Below are 17,887 nucleotides of genomic sequence, written 5' to 3' on the forward strand. Positions count from 1 at the left end.
GAATCAGCGCAGCTGGAACACCATGACCTCCTGCTGTAGCCGCTTCGCCTGATCCTGCAGTTTCTCAGCCGCAGCCGCCGCCTGCTCAACCAAGGCGGCGTTCTGCTGGGTGACCTGATCCAGTTGGGCCAGCGTGCCGTTGACGGTGGCGATATCGTCGCTTTGGCGCGCCGACGACATCGCAATGCCCGAGATCAGCTGAGTCACGTGCTGGACCGAGTTTTCGATTTCACGCATGGCGCTACCGGCCTGCTCGGCCAATTGAGCGCCCGATTCGACCTGCTCGACGGACTCGCTGATCAAACCCTTGATGTCCTTGGCCGCCTGCGCACTGCGCTGCGCCAGATTGCGCACCTCGGTTGCCACGACCGCAAACCCCTTGCCCTGCTCGCCCGCACGAGCGGCTTCAACCGCCGCGTTGAGCGCAAGAATATTGGTTTGAAACGCGATGCTGTCGATCAAGCCGGTGATATCCGCGATGCGCTTGGCACTGGCATCAATGGCCTGCATGGTGCTGACCACTTTGCTGACGACCTGTCCGCCATGCGCGGCCGAGCTGGATGCGGCATCGGCAAGACCGTTGGCCTCACGCGCCGTGTGTGCCATGGCCTGAACCGCACCGGTCAATTGCTCCACCGAGGAAGCCGTCTGCTGCAGACTGGATGCCGTTTGCTCCGTCCGATTGGAAAGGTCCTGATTGCCGCTGGCAATCTCAGCGCTGGCCGTCCCAATGCTATCGGCCGCGTCACGCACCTGGCCGATGACCAGTCGAATTCGCTGAAGCGCGCCGCCCAGTTGTGCGCTCATCCCGTCTGCGACATGGCCACTAAAGCGTTCCAGATTCACCCGATCGTCGGCCGTCAACCGCCGCACCATGGCTTCCAACTGCTGCTGCTCCCGCTCCCGTGATGCCATGCCTTTGGCGATGAAGACCTGCAGCACAGTTTGCAGCACCACAAAACCCGCATGGATCAGCACGCGTGCAAAGCTGGGGTCCGGCATGCAATAGACGCCGTAGCCGGCCAGTTGCATTCGATCAAACACAAGATGGTGGACCGCGATGGTGGCGGCCGCCACCAAAATAGGAGACCAATGCCGATACACCAACATCAAGGCCAAGGTCACGAAAACGCCGAAATGGAACTCGGTCATGCCACGGGCCAACTGGATATGCACGGCCACCATGCTCATGGACAGAAACGCCAGCACATTGGCGCTCAGCAGGCGCCCGCCCGCCAGGCCGAAGACCAGGCCAGCTAACAGCAATATAGGCAGGCTCCAAGCGAGTGCAAGCCCAACCGTGCCCCAGTAAAAGCCTAGAGCCAAACTCAAGCCAAACTGCAAGCCCAATGCGCTCAGGACAATACGGTCGGCGGCCCGCCAGGCCTTCGCCTGAACGTCACTGGGCTGCTGCTGGGCGGCTGAGCCAATACTCACTGTAGCCATCATGTTCCCTTCCAACTGACAAGGTCTATCGACGCAGAATAACTTCGAGAACAAACGGGCCAAAGGACAAATTTCCGGCTTTTTTCGGCATCAGTTCGAAATGCTGAACTCGAAAGGCCCTGGCTTTGAAAGTCGCACCACCGGCCCAAGCCCAGCGCCACCCGGCTTGAAAAGGCTGCCTTCCTAGGTATTTACGCCGAGCAGGAAACCGCAGGCTGGGCTCATTTCTGCCTTGCGGCCTTCATACAATCAAATTCGAGTCCGCCGGCCGTGCGCCTGCTGCACTTGGCCCCGAATTTCAATTTCAGCGATCCCAAGAAAGTTTCCCCATGCAAGCTACACGACTGTTCGCCGCCCTGCTCCTGACCTGCGCAGGCCAAGCTTTTGCCGCCGCTGCACCGGCCTATCTGGTGGTGGACCACTCGACCGAAATCCTGATGAACCAGGCCAAGGCCCAAGCCCTGTGGGAGGCCGATTTGCCGGCCAAGCTGAGCAAGATTTACCCGGTCAAAAAATGGGGCTTCGTGACCGAGGTCGAAGGCGGCATGGACAAGGACCAGAACTGCGTCATCACCGCCCGCACCATGATGATGCCCCGCAATGGCAAGACCCTGGCCTTCAAACCGGCCAAGACAGCCACCACCTACGGCATGCAAAGCGCCTCCTCGCTGGAGCAGTGCCAGACTCTGGCCAAGACCAAGCTGAGCGAATCCATCTCCGCCGTCCGCTCGGCCCTGCTGAAAGACTGAACTCGCACACAGCTTCCGTAAAGGAAGTTGTGGCTAGTGAAGGATGCCCCGTGATACCAGCGGGGCAGCTGAGTGAGTGCAGAAGCAGCAAGGCTGAACTCCCAGCCAACCCCGCAATCCAGCACAAGCCGCCCGGCTTTTGAAGCCCGGATTGAGCCCAATTCCGGCTCTATTTAACGCGGCGCTCCCCGCATAGCCGGGACTAGACTCAGCGCATGGAGCATCCGCTGAGCTTTCGTGTTCGTGTGGTTGAAGTGCTGCGATCCAGCACGGTCTTCGGCGCTTTGCGCGAGGAGATCCTGCAGGCGCTGGCCGACGTCATGGAACCCCGCCAGGTCCACGGTGGCGAAGCCGTCTTGCATGAGGGCGAGCCCTCGGACAGCATCGTCTTCGTGATCAGCGGCGGCCTGCGCGTTTCTCGCCACGACCGCGACGGCCATCTCCTGCTCTACAACCAGATTCAGCCCGGCCAAAGCATTGGCGAGTTGGGCATGATTCTGTGCCAGCCGCGCGCCCAGGACGTCAGCGCCCTGCGCGACTCCCGTCTGGCCTTGCTAAGCCGCAAGTCCTATGAAGCCCTGCTGCTGCGCTTTCCCCTGGAGCTCAGCCAGGCCTTCTTGCAGGCCGTCTACGACCGCATGCGCCACAACAGCGAACCCAGCGCCGAACATCAGCGCCTGGCGCAGACCTTTGCCCTTTGCCCTTTGCATGCCGAGGCCGCGGCCAGCGGTCTGGCCCAGGATCTGAGCCTGAGTTTTGCGCATCTGGGCCGCACGGCCCATCTCAGCCTATCGCCCCATGGCCAGCAATTGCTCAATGGCGAGCCCTGCAGCAATCTGGACATGACGAGGCTGGAGGAAGCGCACGAATTCATCTTGTTTGAGACCAGCCACGAGGATGTGGCCTGGACCCGCTTCGCCCTACGCCAAGCCGACCAGGTCGTTTTTCTGGCCTCGGCCCAGGCCTCGCCCAGGCCTGGGCCGCTGGAGGCCAGCCTCAGCCAAGAGGCTGGCTTTTCCCTCAAACGCCAGCATCTGGTGCTGATGCACGCCGCCGACGCGGCCCTGCCCGCCGCCCCCGGGCCCTGGTTGCAGGGGCGCTCGCTGGAACGCGTCTACCCCTTGCGCCAGGGTCGCCGCACCGACGCCCACCGCCTGGCTCGCTTCCTGACCGGCAGCGCCGTCGGCCTGGTGTTGGGCGGAGGCGGTGCGCGCGGCTTTGCCCATCTGGGCATTGTGCGGGCCCTGAACGAGGCGCATATCCCCATCGACCTGATTGGCGGCAACAGCATGGGCGCCCTGATCGGCGCGCAACTGGCCTGCGACCGCAGCCTGGAGCAAATCCTGCGCGACACCCGCGCCTTCGCCACCGGCGGTGAGCGCCCCACCCTGCCCTTGATCTCCCTGGTGGGGGGCCGCCGGGTCGAGCGTGATCTGCGCCGCATGTTTGGCGAGCGCAGCATCGAGACCCTGTGGCGCCCCTTTTTCTCGGCCGCCTGCAATCTCAGCCTGGGCAAGACCACGGTGCTGGACCAAGGTCTGTTGTGGCGTGCGGTGCTGGCCAGCAATTCGCCGGCCGGGCTGTTCCCCCCGGTGTTGCAAGACGGCCATCTGCTGGTCGACGGCGCCATTCTGGAAAACGTGCCGGTGCAGGCCATGCGCATGCGCCTGGGCACCCCGCTGGAGCGCCGGCGTGGCAACGGCAGCATCATCGCCATCGATGTCGATGTGCGGGAGAAGCTCTGCGCCGACCCTGGGCTGGAGCGGCTGACGCTCAAAAGCACCTTGCGCCGCATGCTCTCGGCCGGGGCGCCGGCCTCGCCGGGCATTGCCGACATCCTCTACACCGCCGGCCATGTGGGCGGGCAGAGCCAGCGCTTTCGCACCATCTCCCAGGCCGACCACTATCTGGAACCCCCGGTGGGGGATTTTTCACTGATGGCCTATGCCAAGGCTGCCGATATCGCCGAGGTCGGTTACCGCTACGCGATGGAGAAGATCGGGCAATGGGAGCAGCACAAAGAATGGCCTTGAACTCACCGGCACTCCCCCATGCCGCCCCGGAGCGTGAGCGTCCAGGCGGTGACGAGCCCGCAGCGCCTGCGCCTGGGCCTGCCTGGGGCGATGCCAGCCACATCCTGCCGCTGTCGCTGAGCCAGCGTGAGGTCTGGTTGGATCAACGCGCCTGGCCCGGCAGCAGCCATCTGAACATCGGTGGCGGCGCGTTTCTGCAAGGCCCACTGGACCTGGCCCGCTTCCAACAAGCCCTGCGCCTGCTGGTGGCCCAGCACGACGCCCTGCGCCTGGCGCCCTTGGCCGACGGCACCCAGCAGCTGCTGCCTTTTTTCGAGCCACGACTGGAAACGGTAGACATCCACCTGCCCGCCGCCCTGCTGCAAAGCGCCTCGGCCGCCGAGCAGGAAGCTGCCGCCCGGCAGAGCATGCGCGACTGGTGGAACAGCCGCATGCGCGAGCCCTTTGTCTTGAACGGGCAACCGCCCTGGCGCTTTGCCCTGCTGCGCTACAGTGATCAGCTGCATGGCCTGACCATCCAGTTCCACCACCTGGTGATGGACGGCTGGGGCACCACCCAGGTCATGCGAGCCTGGGCCGAGCTCTACCAGTGTGTGGGCCAGGGCCCGCAAGACCGCGCCAAGCAGGAAGCCGACTACCACCTGGATCTGCACCATCTGGTCAAGACCTTTCCCGCCACCCGACCAGCGACCAGCCCCTTGCAAGAGGCCAGTTACGAGGCCTTTGTACAGGAGTCTCGGGCCTACCAAAACTCAGCCGCTTTCGAGCGTGACGCCGCTTTTTGGCAGCAACAGCTGGGCGAGCTGCCCAAGCCCCTGATCACCCCGCGCGGCCACCGCAGCGCCGCCAAGGCCAAGACCCTGCCCGCCGCACAGGTCATCACCCAGGCCTTGCCCAGGGGCGACTACGCCGCGCTGCAGGAGCAAGCGGCGGCCCTGGGCGCCACGCCCTTCAGCTGCTTTCTGGCCGCCTTGGCGCTCTATTTCGCACGCACGCAAGAGCGCGAATCGGTTTTGATCGGCGTGCCCAGCCTGAACCGGGCTGGGCGCCGCTACCGCCAGACGCCGGGCATGTTTGTGGGCATTCTGGCCCTGCGCATCCGGGTCGACCCGCAGGCCAGCGCGGCCGACTTGCTGGCCCAGGTCCAGCAGCAAATGCAAGGGGCTCTGCGCCACCCGCGCTACCCCTTGAGCGAGCTGAGCCACCGCCTGCAACTGATGCGAGAGGGGCGCGACAGCCTGCTGGACGTGCTGCTGTCCTTCGAGCGTCAGGACTACCACCTGAACTTTGGCGAGGCGCAGTTGCTGGAATCGCGCCAGCTCTTTGCCGGCCAGGCGCGCTACCCCCTGGCCATCAGCGTCTGCGAGTTCGACAGCGAGGCCGACCCGGAGATGGTGCTGGAGTCCAGCCGCCTGTGCTTTGGCGAGGCCGAAACCGCCATGCTGGGACGCCGGCTTTGGCATCTGGCCCAAACCCTGGTGCGCCAACCCCAGGCCCGGCTCAAACAAATCGACCTGCTGCCCGCCGCCGAACGCTGGGCCTTGCTGGAGGGTTTGCACCAGAACCTCGCCCAGCTGGAAACACCGCAACCCTATATCGACCTGTTCGAGCACCAGGCCGCGCTGCGCCCCGAGGCCTGCGCCCTGGTCTGGGACGAGGGGCAGATGACTTACTCCGCCCTGGCCCGGCGCGTCGAAGCCCTGGCCGGCCGCCTGCGCCTGCTGGGCGCGGCGCGCAACAAAGTGGTGGCCTTAGGCGTCGAGCGCTCGCCCGAGATGGTGGTGGCCTTGCTGGCCATTGCCCGCGCCGGTGCGGCCTTTTTGCCCCTGGACCCGCAGATGCCGCAGGCCCGCCTGGCCGGCATCTTGTTCGATAGCGAGGCGGTGGCCCTGTTGGTGGATGCCAGCATGCCGGCCGCCCTGTCTGACTCACCCGGCCTGCACAGCCATTGCCTGCGCCTGCCCAGCGTGCGCGAGCCGGTGGAGACTTTCGCCGCGCTCAGCCCCAGCCCGCCTCTGCCGCCCGGCGAGGGCAGCGAGGCCAATAACTCCTCGCTCTGGACCTGGGCCAAGGCCAGGCCCGAGGACCTGGCCTATGTGCTCTTTACCTCCGGCTCCACCGGCCGCCCCAAAGGGGTGATGATCGATCACGGCACCTTGTCGCGCCGCCTGGCCTGGTTGTCCCGCGCCTGGGACATTCATGCCGACGACCGCTCCGCCCAGGGCACACAGCTGGGTTTTGACCCCTCGCTGATCGAGCTGCTGCTGCCGCTCACCCAAGGCGCCAGCATCGCCCTGCCCCCGCCCGGCCGCCTGCATCCGCAACGCCTGGCCGAATTCATCCTGCGCCACGGCGCCACCTTCAGCGCCTTTGTGCCCACCACCTTGACCGGCCTGCTGGCGGCCTGGCGGGGCAAGCAAGAGCTCAAGCTGCGGGTGGCCTGCTGCGGCGGCGAGGTGCTGGCGCCCGAGCTGGCGCAGCGCTTTGTCAGCGAAACCGGCGTGCGGCTCTACAACGTCTACGGCCCCACCGAGACCGCCATCTTTGCCACCGCCTGGTGCTGTGTGTGCAAGCAGGACGAGCCCGGCGCGCCGCCCTTTGCCGAGGCGAGCAGCTTGGGGCTGAGTCAAGAACACGAGGGCCTGATCCGCGGCGAACTCAGCGAAGACCTGCCCATAGGTCGGCCGATTGATGACACCCGCATCTACGTCCTCGACGCCGAGCTGCAGCCCCAGCCCTTCGGCGTGGTGGGCGATATCTTCATCGGTGGCGAGGCGGTTGCCCGCGGCTATCTGGGCCAGCCGGAGCTGACGGCCCAGGTCTTTCTGCCCGACCCTTTTGTGCCGGGTGGGCGCATCTACCGCAGCGGCGACCGCGGCTGGCTGGATACCCTGGGGCAGTTGCACTTCTCGGGCCGCGATGACCGCCAGGTCAAGCTGCGCGGCTACCGCATCGAGCTGGGTGATATCGAGGCCGCCTGCACGGCCGTGCCCGGCGTGCAGCAAGCGGTGGCCAAAAAGATCGAGAGCCAGGGCCGCGCTCTCTTGCACGCCTGGCTGGCGGCGGACGCGGGCCTGAGCGTGCCCGAAGTGCAGGCCGGCCTGCGCGCCCGGCTGCCGGACTATATGCGGCCCACCAGCTTCACCTTGATGGCCCAGCTGCCCCTCACCGCCAACGGCAAGATCGACCACAAGGCCCTGCCCGCGCCCCAGGCCATCAGCGTCAAGCTGGAAAAGCGCGAGGCCAGCAGCAGCCTGGAACGCGAGCTGCAAAAGCAATGGCAGCTGGCCTTGCAAGTGCCAGGCAGCGCGACCCTGCCCGCCGTCGGCATGCATGACAACTTCTTCGACCTGGGTGGCGACTCGCTGGCCGCGCTGAGCATTCTGGATGCGATGGAGCAGCATCTGGGCCGCCGCCTGCCCCTGCAGCTATTGACCGAGCACCCCACCATCGCCCAGCTGGCCGAGGCGCTCAGTGCCCCCCAGGCACGACCCGGCATCTTGCGCTCCATGGGCTATAGCTCGGGCGCGCCCTCGCTCTTCCTGGCCTCCTCGGGCCATGGCGATGTGATGCGCCTGCAAAACCTCGCCCAGGCGCTGAGGGGCGACGCCAATCTTTTCATGCTGCAAGCGCCGCTGGACCCGGCACCAGCCAGCATGCCGGAGTTCGCCAAGATCTACGCCGACTGCATCGAGGCCCAAGGGGCGGAGCCCGGCTGGCTGGCGGGCTTCTCGGTGGGCGGCATCACCGCCATCGCCACTGCCCTGGAGCTGCAGGCCCGCGGCCACCCGCCGCGCGGCCTGATTCTGCTCGACACCATCCACCCCGAGGCCATGTTTGGCGGCGCCGCCTCCTGGCGCACCCTGGGCTGGCTGGTGCAGAAGCTGCATGTGCAAGAACTCAGCATGAATGGCCGCCGCCTGGGCGCCATGTTCAGCGACCCCGGCCTGGTCAGCCAGGTGCTGGCCCTGCGCGGCTTTCGCTGCCCACGCTTTGAGGGTCAGGTCTTGCTGGTCAAATCCTCCGGCCTGGCCAGCTGGAATCGCCTGCTCTTCCAACCCTGGCAGCGCAGCATGCCCAAGAGCATGCAAACGCGCGAGATCAGCGGCCTGCATGGCTCTATTTTTGAGCCCCAGCATGTAGAAGAGTTGGCCACCTGCCTGCGCGAGTTCATGCAGCAGGACGGCGGCCTGCTGAGCCACAGCGCCTGAGCATGTCAGTCGAGATCCTTCAGCGTCGCCGCCTGCGACGCCGGCTCCTGACGCTGGCCCTTTGCCTTGTCCTGCTCGCCGCCCTCGCCCTGGCCTGGACCAGCACGCCGCTGCGCCAAAGCCTGAGCCCGGCTCTGCTGCTACCGCGCCTGCAGGCCCTGGGCCAAGCCACAGGTCCGGCCTGGACCGTGCTGGGCTTTGGCCTGGCGCTGTGCCTGGCCATCCCCCTGACCCTGCTGAGTCTGCTGGTGATCGCCGCCTTTGGCCCGCTAACGGGTTTCTTCTGCGCCATGGGCGGCGCCCTGCTGGGCGCCGGCCTCAGCCATGGCCTGGGTCAGCTGCTCGGCCATGAGGCTCTGTGCCGCATCGGCGGCCCGCGCATCAATCAGATCAGCCAGGGCCTGGGTCAGCGCGGCCTGCTGGCCGTCATTGCCCTGCGCCTGGTGCCCATCGCCCCTTTTGCCCTGGTCAATCTGGTCGCCGGTGCCACCCATATCCGCCTGTGGCAGATGCTGCTGGGCACGGCCTTGGGCATGTTGCCCTCGACCCTGGTGATGGCCTTTTTTCTGGACGATTTGCTGCGAGCCCTGCAGCAGCCCGGCCCCGCCCTGTATGCCTTGCTCGGTCTGGCCGCGGGCCTGATTGCGCTGGCCGCTTACTTGGCAAGGCGCTGGGTAAGGCTGCTCAGGGCCAGCTCGCCTCACACCGGCGAATCGGAACGCCTGACTAACTCATAAACACAGCGGCGCCCATCCGCCAGCAGATGCTCGCTGCGCCGCACTTCCACCTGTGGACCCAGGCAGCGCTGAAACAAGGCCAGCTCCGAGCGGCAAAAGCCCTGGCATTCACGTGCCGCCGCGCAGATGGGGCAATGGTCCTCGATCAAGAGCAAGACCTGACTCATGCCCCGGCCCTGAACTTCGACCCGGGCCATATAGCCTTCTTCCGTGCGCGCAGCCGCCAGGGCTTGGGCGCGAGCGAGCAGGCTGCGCTTGCCCGCCATGCGGGCCAGGTACTGGGCCTCGCAAGCCTGCTCACGCGCCGCGATCAGGCGATCCAGCGCCTCCTGGCCCAGCAGCTCCTGGGTATGGCGGATCAAGGCCAGGGTCAGATCGGCATGGCGATCCGGGAAGCGTGCATGGCCGGCCTCGCTCAAGCGCCAGACCCGGGTGGGCCGCCCCACGCCACGGGCCTCGTCTTGGGCCTGCACCAGGCCTTGCTGGGCCAACTCCTGCAACTGCTTGTGCGCGCCCATGGGGGTGATGGCGCAAGCGGCGGCCAAGGTCGCGGCGGGCTGGGGGCCACGGCTTTTGAGCTCAAACAATAATTGCTCGGCGCGGCCCTTCATCTTGCAGCCTCCAGCCGCGCCAGGCGCAGCAGGGCCAGCGAAGCCAGCACACAGGTCAGGCCTCCTAAGCCCATGATCCAGCGGGTCGACAAGACCGCAATCGCGCCGCCTGCCAGGGCCACCATCACATTGGCCATGCAGAACACGGTGGACAGCAAGCCCATCACCCGGCCTTGGCCGTAGGCCGCAAAGCGCTCCGACACCCAGGCCGGCAGCACCGCGTTGTAAAGCGCCAGCGGCACACCCAGCATCACGATGGCCACCACGCCCTGGGCGCCCGGCAGCCAAGCCAGCAGGCTCAGGCCCAGGGCCGCACACAAGGCCAGCATGGCGGCCCGCCGCAGCGGCCGGGCACTGGCCTTAAGCTTGCCGGCCACCACGCTGGCCAGGGTCATGGCTGCACATTGGGCCGCCGTCACCCAGGCGATGCCGCGGCTGTCCAAACCCAGGTTCTCCCACATCCACAGCGGTGCAAACTCGTACAAGGCATTGATGCCGGCCGTATAGGCCAGCTGCACCATGAAGAGCGCCAGCAAGGCCTTGTCCTTGGCCAGCAGGCCCAGAGCCTGCTGCGACCACAAGGCCTGCCAGGACCAGACCTGCTGCTCACCCGGCCGCTGGCCCGGCACCCACATCAGCAAAACCAGCAGGCAAGGCAGCATGGCCAGGCCGGCCAGCACGAAGGGCACGGGCTCACCCAGCGGCAGCGTCAGGCCGCCAACCAAGGGGCCCAGCAACCAACCCATATACAGACAGGCGTTGAGCCAGGCAAAGCCACGGGTGCGATCGATCTGCTCATGCATATCGGCGAGCAAGGCGCGGGCCACGGCCACATTGCTTTCGGTCAGGCCGGTGACGAAGCGGGCCAGCACGAAGAGCAGATAGGCCCGCTCACCCAGGGCCAGAGCCGTGGCCAGATAGCCCAGCAAGGTGGCGCTGAGCGTCACTGCCAGCACCGTGCGGCGACCGTAACGGTCCGACATGGGGCCGATGAACAAGCTGCCGATCAGAATGCCGAGGGGATTAGCCGCCAGGGCCACGCCCATCAGAAACTTGGGCTCCAGACCGGCAAAGTGGGTGAAGTCATCCACCGGGCCGCCGACAAAAATAGGTGCCAGGATGGGGTAAGGCATGGCGACGCCGGCCGTGCTCATCAAGGCCATGGCGCAAATGGCCAGCAAAACCCAGGTCGGGTGTTTGACTTGCAAGGGAGTGGAACTGCCGACCATCGAACGCCTTCTCTGTATTTCTGGCCGCCATCCTGCCACGGCCCTCTCAATAAATAAACATTTTGTTGATTAACAGCGGCAGCAGCAGGCCTTCTTGCGCCCCCAGGCTTCGGCCGCCCGCCTCCACACCGGGGCACAATGCGCGCGTATTTGCCCAGCAATTGCCTGGGCGAAGCCCGCAACACAGCTTTGACTTGCCATGCCATTCCGTCCCTTGCCACTCCCCAATTCCAGCAGCCCAGCCGCCGCCAGCGGCCGCCTGTGGCTGCAGTCCATGCCGGGCCGGCTGGAGTCCTGGGGAGCGTTTCTGGATGAGGCGCGCCTGCGCCAGCTCAGTCTGGTTGTCTGCCTGAACCCGCTGGAGGAGGTGGCCCAGCTCTCCCCCAGCTATCACAAGGCGATTGCCGAGGGGCGCCTGCCCTTTCGCTGGCAGCATCTGCCCATGCGTGACTTCGGCCTGGGCGCCGACCCACAAGCCTTTCGCCAGGGGGTGGAGCAGATCTGCCACAGCCTCAAGCTGGGCGACCAGGTCTTGCTGCATTGCGCCGCCGGCATCGGCCGCACCGGCACGGTGGCGGCCTGTGTCCTGAAGTCCCTGGGCCTGGAACGCGAGGAGGCATTGCGCGCGGTGCGGGCGGCGGGTGCCAATCCGCAATCCGCCCTGCAATCGGGCTGGGTGGACCAGTTCTGACACTCAGCAATGCAGGCCTTGCCGCCCCTTTTCATCAACGATGAACTGCTGCTGATCAACAAGCCCGCCGGCTTGCTGTCGGTGCCCGGCCGCGGGCTGGACAAGCAGGACTGCGCCATTCACCGGGTGCAGCTGCAGCACCCCGAGGCCTTGATCGTGCACCGCCTGGACCAAGCCACCTCAGGCCTGCTTTTGCTGGCCCGCGGCCCAGATGCGCAACGCGAGCTGAGCCTCGCCTTTGCCGAGCGGCGGGTGCACAAACGCTATGAGGCCCTGCTGCAAGGGCATTTGCAGAGGGGCACCGACTGGCAAACAGTGGATCTGCCCCTGCTGACCGACTGGCCCAACCGCCCGCGGCAAAAGATTGATCACGCAAATGGCAAGCCCTCGCAGACTCGCTACCGCCTACTTGGCTTTGAGGGGCCCAACAGCCGCGTGCTGCTGGAACCCCTGACCGGCCGCACCCACCAGCTGCGCGTGCATATGCTGGCCCTGGGTCACCCCATCGTGGGCGACACGCTCTACAGCAGCCCGCAAGACCAGCCCCCGGCCGCCGCAGTGCCGGGCCTGCGCATGTGCTTGCATGCCCGCAGCCTGTATCTGCCCGAATGGGGGCTGCAGATTGATTGCCCACCGGAGTTTTGAACCATGTCAGCCACCCAACCCACCCACCCAGCGGCGCGCTACTCACCGGCCTCCGAACGCAATAAGCAGCCGATCGGCGAGGCCTTGCTGGGCCTGCTGCCGCCGCAAGGTATTGCACTCGAGATTGCCAGCGGCAGCGGCCAGCATGTGACGCATTTCGCCGCGCTGCTGCCGGGCTGGCAATGGCTGGCCTCGGACCCCGATGCCAGCGCCCTGGCCTCCATCCCCCACTGGTGGCCCCAGGGTCCCGCCCCGCTGCAGCTGGACGTTAGCCAAAACCCCTGGCCCCTGCCCGCCAGCCACAGCCAGCTGGATGCGATCTTCTGCGCCAATATGCTGCATATCTCGGGCGCCGACAGCGCGCGCAGCCTGCTGCGGGGCGCGGCCCAGCATTTACGCGCACAAGGCCAGCTGATCGTCTACGGCCCCTTCATCGTCGAGGGCCTGCCCACCGCAGCAAGCAACCTCGCTTTTGATGCCGATCTGCGTGCGCGCAACCCGGCCTGGGGCCTGCGCCATCTGAGCGATATTGAAGCGATCGCCGCCGAGCAAGGTCTGCATCTTGCGCAACGCCTAAACATGCCCGCCAACAATTTGCTGCTGGTGTTCCAAGCCCAGCACACACCAGGAGCCTGAACATGACGCAACAAGCCCAAAAACTCTTCATCATCACCGGCGCCTCGCGCGGCATGGGCGAGGCCATCGCGCGCCAGCTGCTGCGGCCTGAGCATCTGGTGATCGGCATCTCGCGCAAGCGCAGCACCGGGCTAGCCTCAGCTGCCCTTGCCCTCGCTGCCGGACTGGAGCAATGGGAAATGGACTTGGCCGAACCTCTGGCCGCGGCCCAGGCCCTGCAGCAATGGCTGGAGGCCCAGCCCAAACACCGCTTCAGCCAAGCCACCTTGATCAATAACGCCGGCGTGGTCGCCACGCCTGGCCCGGTGGACGAAGCCTCCCTGATCGAACTCTCCAATGCCTTGCGCGTGGGCCTAGAAGCCTGCCTCTTGCTGAGTAGCGTGTTCTTGCGCGGCACGGCAAGCCTGGGGCGTGAGCGACGGGTGTTGAACATCTCCTCGGGCCTGGGCCGTCGCGCCATGGCGGGTGCCGCCGCCTACTGCGCGGCCAAGGCCGGCATGGACAATCTCTCCCGCGCCATGGCCTTGGACGAAGCCGCCAAACCGGACGGCGCTGCCATCGTGTCCCTCGCCCCCGGCATCATCGACACAGACATGCAGGTCCAACTGCGCAGCGGCGACCCGGCCAAGTTCCCCGATCAGGCGGTGTTCGCCAATTTCAAGAGCGCCGGCCAGCTCAGCAGCCCTGAGGACGCGGCGGCCAAGGTGCTCAAATTCCTGGCCAGACCCGATTTCGGCAACGCCGTCCTGGGCGATGTGCGGGATGCTTGAGACGAGAGTGCTTGTGCGGGGCGATAGCCGAACGACCCCGACTTGAAATCGCTTACCCTGGCCCCACTTTTGCACCAAGGCCAGCATTGGCCGTGTTCAGGCCCTTGCGGCGACCAGGAGATGTTTGTGAAACGTATTGTTCTGTCAGCTTTGATTGCCGTTTGCGCACTGGGCGTCGCCTCATTTGACGCCCACGCCAAGCGCCTGGGCGGCGGTGGATCCTCCGGCATGAAGCGGGCGACTCCGACTCAGCCGCATGACGCCAGCAAAGGCGCGCCCGCCCAGCAAGCTGCCCCCCAACAAGCCGCACCTGCCGCACCCATGGCCACCCCGCCCGCTGCCGCACCCAAGCGCAACTGGATGGGCCCCATCGCCGGCCTGGCCGCCGGCCTAGGTATAGCAGCCCTGTTCAGCCACTTTGGCATGGGCGGCGCCCTGGCCAATATCATGACCATGCTCTTGATCGGCTTCGCCGCCTTCATGCTGATTGGCTTCCTGATGCGCCGTTTTGCCGCCAACAAGGGCAAATCCCAGGGCATACACTCGGGCCCGCAGTTCGCCGGCGCGGGTGCGCCCTTCCCGGCCAGCACGCCGACGCCCACGCCCACTCAGGCCCAGCCCGTGGCAGCGCCCAGCATGAATCTGTTCAACAGCCTGTCGCCTAGCGCCGCCGCAACGCCACTGGCCGCTGGCAATAGCCCGGCCGCGCCGCTCAACGATGGTTTTGACACAGCCGGCTTTGAGCAACTGGCCAAGCGCGTCTTCATCCGCCTGCAAGCCGCCAACGATGCGGGTGACCAGAACGATTTGCGCCGCTTCACGACGCCCGAAATGTTCGGTGTGGTGCAGCAAGAAGTGCTCGATCGCAAGGGCGCCGCACAACGCACCGATGTCTTGCAGCTGGACGCGCAAATCGTCGAGCGCGCTCAAGAAAACGGCCAGCAAATCGTCAGCGTGCGCTTCTGGGGCCTGATCCGCGAGCAGAGCGAGGCTGCGGCCGAAAACTTCGACGAGGTCTGGCACCTGGTGCGCCCGCTGGACGAAAGCCGCGAGTGGGCGATTGCCGGCATTCAGGCCCGCAACTAAACCCAAGCGCAAAAGCAAAGGCCCGCAAAGCGGGCCTTTTTTTGTTTGGGCGAAGAGAAAGATGTGGTCGTCGTCAGACGCTGCGGCCGGAGCGGGCCACCGCTTCATAGGCTTTCACATCGGCCATGGCGCTGCGAGCGGGCGGTTGATCGCCATCACGCTCCGGCTTGGGGATGGTGGGGTGGGCGAAATCATAGGCCCGTGCCTCCAGCACGCTGACACGACCATCCTGATTGGCGTCGGCATCTGCATACTTCTTGACGGTCGTCGGGGCGGCACTGGTCTTGCTGCTGGCATTGCTGACGCTGGCGTGCTCAGACAGGCGCACAGCCTCCGAGGAAATCTGCACCACGGCGGAGTTGCTGTCACTATTGCTTGCCGCTGCAGGCAGGGCAGTACCTGCGCTGGCATCGCGCTTTTTGCTGAGATCCTCGGCCGTGGGGCGCAATGCCGCAAGGCCGGGGTCGGGAACTGATGGGGACGTCACTGATGAAATCATGGCAAACCTCCGCGAGGAAGACTTTGCAAGGCCGACTCAAGGCAAGCGCTGATGGTCGGCAGAGCAGACCCAGAGGTCGGATTGAGAGGGTTCTAACTCTGCTATCGACCGAAACATCGCTAACTTTAGCCCTTAGCGTTCAGGAATGCCAAAGTCTGTGGCCTGTACGCGCCAGCGGCCGGCCTTGCCCCGCGTCCTAACCCAGCAAATTGGCCAGAGTCAGCAGGGCCAGCAAGAGCATCCAAAGCACCACGGAGCGCCAAATCAGGCCCACCACGCTTTGCAAATGCCCCAACTGAGGGGCTTGCCCGGGTGTCGAGCCGTCGGCGCCCGTGGCGTCCGCGTCGACGCCGGAATTGAAGGTCTTGCTACGATCGGGCGTCACTCCAGGCGCCGCCACCCCACCGAGTTGCAGGCCCAGGGCCCCGGCGGCCGAAGCCAGAATGATCCCCTCATTGGGATGCAGCCAGAGCTTGGCGTCGCGCCGCCAGCCATTCACCGCCTCCTCGAAATTGCCCACGATGGTGAAGCCGGTGGCGGTCAGGCGGGCGGGCAGATAGTCGATCCAGCCAAACAGACGGCGCGAGAGCTGCATCAAGCGCTCATTGGTCGGCGCGTCCAGCGTGCGGCTTTTGAAGGACCAGTAGCGGCTGGCGAACTCGGCCATACGGTAGAGCACGGCACCGGCCGGCCCCAGGCCCAGGGTCGACAAGACGATAAACCAGAAAAACACCCCAAACACATGGCGGTGGGCAGCCAGCAAGGAGTGCTCGATGGCATGGCGAACCAACTCGGTCCGGGGCAGCTCGCTGGCATCCAGATGGCGCCATTCGGACAAGAGGCGGCGTGCCTCCAAATCGTCACCCCGCTCCAAGGCGTCACGGATATCGGTGAAATAGTGGCTGAACTGGCGGAAGCCCAGGGTCAGATAGAGCACGGCCACATCCAGGATCAAGGCCAAGATGAGGCTGAAATGGCGCACGCTCAAATAGATCAGCGCCGTCAGCAAGGCTGGGCCCAAGACGGTGATGGCCCAAACGACGGTGGAGTGATGTTCCCGTCCGGCGTCGAAGTTACGACCGACCCAGCGGACCCAGCTGATCACACTGCGATGGATGCCATTGCCATGGCGAAGAGGTTTCAGCTGTTCACACAGCAAGGCCAAAAGGACCGCGAAGAAGTTCATGGCCGGAGATGATAGCGGGCGCTGCGACTCACGCCGAAAGGAAGCGGTAGAAGTTGCGCAACATCGCGGCCGTCGCGCCCCAAATAAAGTACTCCTGCGCCTGCGATTGACCCAGCGCTTGGCCCTGCGCAAGCGCTGTGGGCGGCGTCCAAGGCATGGAAAGAAATTGGCGCTCTCCGCCCTCGAAGACAAAGCGATGGCGTTGGTGATGAGCCGGATCCATCAGAAAGGCCAAGGGCACTTCAAAGGCTTCGGCGACCTCGAAAGCATCCAACTGAAGTTCAAAACCGGGCCTCACCAGGGCGACGACCGGCGTGACCTGAAACGAGGTCACGGTGGCGTAGACCGGCAGCCGGCCAATCAGCTCGATGTGTGCAGGCCCCAGGCCGATTTCTTCCGCCGTTTCGCGCAGGGCCGCCACTTCCACCGAGCCATCTTCAGGCTCCACCCGCCCACCGGGAAAGCTGATCTGCCCGGCATGCGAGCGCAGATGATCGGTGCGGCGGGTCAGCAAGAGTTGCAAGCCTTGTTCGCGCATCACCAGAGGCATCAGCACGGCTGCATCGGCCGGTGCTCGATCGCTGAAACGGCCGCCATCGCCTTGAAACTCGGGCGTCCAGATGGGCGGCGCCGCGAAGCGCGCACGCAAGGCCTCGGGTGTCAGCGCTTGCGCGGGCACGGCGGGCAGATGCGCATCCCGGCCCTGCACGGGCACGAGCTTGGGATCCAGAATGGGGGCTCGGGACATGGGTAGAGGCTCGGTTTACTACACAGCACGCAAGGCTTGAGGAATGAAAAAAACCGCCAGAAGCGAGCTTCGGGCGGTTTTTCTACAGGATGAATACGCGATCAAAAACCGCGGATCAGCCCAATTTTTCCTTGATACGAGCCGACTTGCCCGAACGGTCACGCAGGTAGTACAGCTTGGCGCGACGGACGTCGCCACGGCGCTTGACTTCGATCGAAGCGATCAAAGGGCTGTACAGCTGGAACGTACGCTCCACGCCTTCGCCGTTCGAAATCTTGCGAACGATGAAGCTGGAGTTCAGACCGCGATTGCGCTTGGCAATCACGACGCCTTCGAAAGCCTGAACGCGCTTGCGGGTGCCTTCAACGACGTTCACGCTCACGATGACGGTGTCACCAGGGGCGTAAGACGGGAATGTCTTGTTCAGACGAGCAATTTCTTCTTGCTCAAGGGTTTGGATCAAGTCCACAAAGTTCTCCTAGTGATCATGGTGGCGCCGAAACCTTGAACTCTCACATGACAGCCAAGGCGACAAAAAATGGGTGTTGAATCAACCGACAAGCAGCCTCTTCAAACCCGACTCGACCCACCAGAGGATCGGACAGCCCGC

At 65.2% G+C, this 17,887-nt stretch carries 16 protein-coding genes; 9 read left to right on the plus strand and 7 right to left on the minus strand.

What is annotated here, in order from left to right; all coding sequences use genetic code 11:
• Positions 1–3 precede the first annotated feature (3 nt).
• Positions 4–1,446, minus strand: coding sequence for a methyl-accepting chemotaxis protein (locus DBR47_RS25340; RefSeq protein WP_124447864.1), 1,443 nt, complete (start codon positions 1,444–1,446; stop codon positions 4–6).
• Between the two features lie 329 nt (positions 1,447–1,775).
• On the opposite strand from DBR47_RS25340, the gene DBR47_RS05765 reads away from it, so the two are divergent.
• The 4 genes from DBR47_RS05765 to DBR47_RS05780 all read left to right on the plus strand — a co-directional run bounded on the left by DBR47_RS05765 (position 1,776) and on the right by DBR47_RS05780 (position 9,176).
• Positions 1,776–2,195, plus strand: coding sequence for a hypothetical protein (locus tag DBR47_RS05765; protein WP_124447866.1), 420 nt, complete (start codon positions 1,776–1,778; stop codon positions 2,193–2,195).
• Between the two features lie 215 nt (positions 2,196–2,410).
• The gene (locus DBR47_RS05770) at positions 2,411–4,228 is read left to right on the plus strand and encodes a patatin-like phospholipase family protein (protein ID WP_124447868.1); all 1,818 of its coding nucleotides are present in this window, start codon (positions 2,411–2,413) and stop codon (positions 4,226–4,228) included.
• Positions 4,219–8,439 carry a non-ribosomal peptide synthetase gene (locus DBR47_RS05775; protein WP_197046886.1) on the plus strand — a complete coding sequence of 1,407 codons (4,221 nt, stop codon included), beginning with the start codon at positions 4,219–4,221 and terminating at the stop codon, positions 8,437–8,439. The genes DBR47_RS05770 and DBR47_RS05775 overlap by 10 nt, the downstream gene beginning before the upstream one ends.
• Positions 8,440–8,441: 2 nt before the next feature.
• On the plus strand, positions 8,442–9,176 hold the full coding sequence (locus DBR47_RS05780; protein WP_124447872.1) for a TVP38/TMEM64 family protein: 735 nt from the start codon (positions 8,442–8,444) through the stop codon (positions 9,174–9,176).
• Here DBR47_RS05780 and DBR47_RS05785 read toward each other — a convergent pair.
• Both DBR47_RS05785 and DBR47_RS05790 read right to left on the minus strand, forming a co-directional pair.
• On the minus strand, positions 9,140–9,787 hold the full coding sequence (locus DBR47_RS05785; protein WP_124447874.1) for a metalloregulator ArsR/SmtB family transcription factor: 648 nt from the start codon (positions 9,785–9,787) through the stop codon (positions 9,140–9,142). The two genes, DBR47_RS05780 and DBR47_RS05785, sit on opposite strands and share 37 nt — an antisense overlap.
• Positions 9,784–11,016 (minus strand): MFS transporter, encoded by a 1,233-nt coding sequence (locus DBR47_RS05790; RefSeq protein ID WP_124447876.1) that lies wholly within the window; start codon positions 11,014–11,016, stop codon positions 9,784–9,786. Before DBR47_RS05790 ends, DBR47_RS05785 begins: the two co-directional genes overlap by 4 nt.
• A gap of 199 nt (positions 11,017–11,215) precedes the next feature.
• Here DBR47_RS05790 and DBR47_RS05795 point away from each other — a divergent pair, with 199 nt between their 5' ends.
• The 5 genes from DBR47_RS05795 (at position 11,216) to DBR47_RS05815 (ending at position 14,844) form a co-directional block, all read left to right on the plus strand.
• Entirely contained in the window at positions 11,216–11,707 is a 492-nt protein-coding gene (locus DBR47_RS05795) for a tyrosine-protein phosphatase (RefSeq protein ID WP_124447878.1), read from the plus strand.
• A gap of 9 nt (positions 11,708–11,716) precedes the next feature.
• Entirely contained in the window at positions 11,717–12,352 is a 636-nt protein-coding gene (locus tag DBR47_RS05800) for an RluA family pseudouridine synthase (RefSeq protein WP_124447880.1), read from the plus strand.
• Between the two features lie 3 nt (positions 12,353–12,355).
• Positions 12,356–12,988: a DUF938 domain-containing protein gene (locus DBR47_RS05805; protein WP_124447882.1), complete on the plus strand. Its 633-nt coding sequence runs from the start codon at positions 12,356–12,358 to the stop codon at positions 12,986–12,988.
• Between the two features lie 2 nt (positions 12,989–12,990).
• On the plus strand, positions 12,991–13,758 hold the full coding sequence (locus tag DBR47_RS05810; protein WP_124447884.1) for an SDR family NAD(P)-dependent oxidoreductase: 768 nt from the start codon (positions 12,991–12,993) through the stop codon (positions 13,756–13,758).
• Positions 13,759–13,878: 120 nt separating this feature from the next.
• Entirely contained in the window at positions 13,879–14,844 is a 966-nt protein-coding gene (locus DBR47_RS05815; protein ID WP_231512147.1) for a Tim44 domain-containing protein, read from the plus strand.
• Between the two features lie 73 nt (positions 14,845–14,917).
• Here DBR47_RS05815 and DBR47_RS05820 read toward each other — a convergent pair whose 3' ends face one another.
• From DBR47_RS05820 to rplS, 4 genes are all read right to left on the minus strand, one after another.
• On the minus strand, positions 14,918–15,343 hold the full coding sequence (locus DBR47_RS05820) for a hypothetical protein (protein WP_124447889.1): 426 nt from the start codon (positions 15,341–15,343) through the stop codon (positions 14,918–14,920).
• A gap of 196 nt (positions 15,344–15,539) precedes the next feature.
• Positions 15,540–16,529, minus strand: a complete 990-nt coding sequence (locus tag DBR47_RS05825) for a CobD/CbiB family protein (protein WP_124447891.1) — start codon at positions 16,527–16,529, stop codon at positions 15,540–15,542.
• Between the two features lie 28 nt (positions 16,530–16,557).
• Positions 16,558–17,277 (minus strand): CoA pyrophosphatase, encoded by a 720-nt coding sequence (locus tag DBR47_RS05830; RefSeq protein WP_124447894.1) that lies wholly within the window; start codon positions 17,275–17,277, stop codon positions 16,558–16,560.
• Positions 17,278–17,392: 115 nt separating this feature from the next.
• Positions 17,393–17,746 (minus strand): 50S ribosomal protein L19, encoded by a 354-nt coding sequence (gene rplS, locus DBR47_RS05835; RefSeq protein WP_124447896.1) that lies wholly within the window; start codon positions 17,744–17,746, stop codon positions 17,393–17,395.
• Positions 17,747–17,887 lie beyond the last annotated feature (141 nt).

This window comes from Paucibacter sp. KBW04 (genome assembly GCF_003852425.1).
Classification (GTDB): Bacteria; Pseudomonadota; Gammaproteobacteria; order Burkholderiales; family Burkholderiaceae_C; genus Paucibacter_A.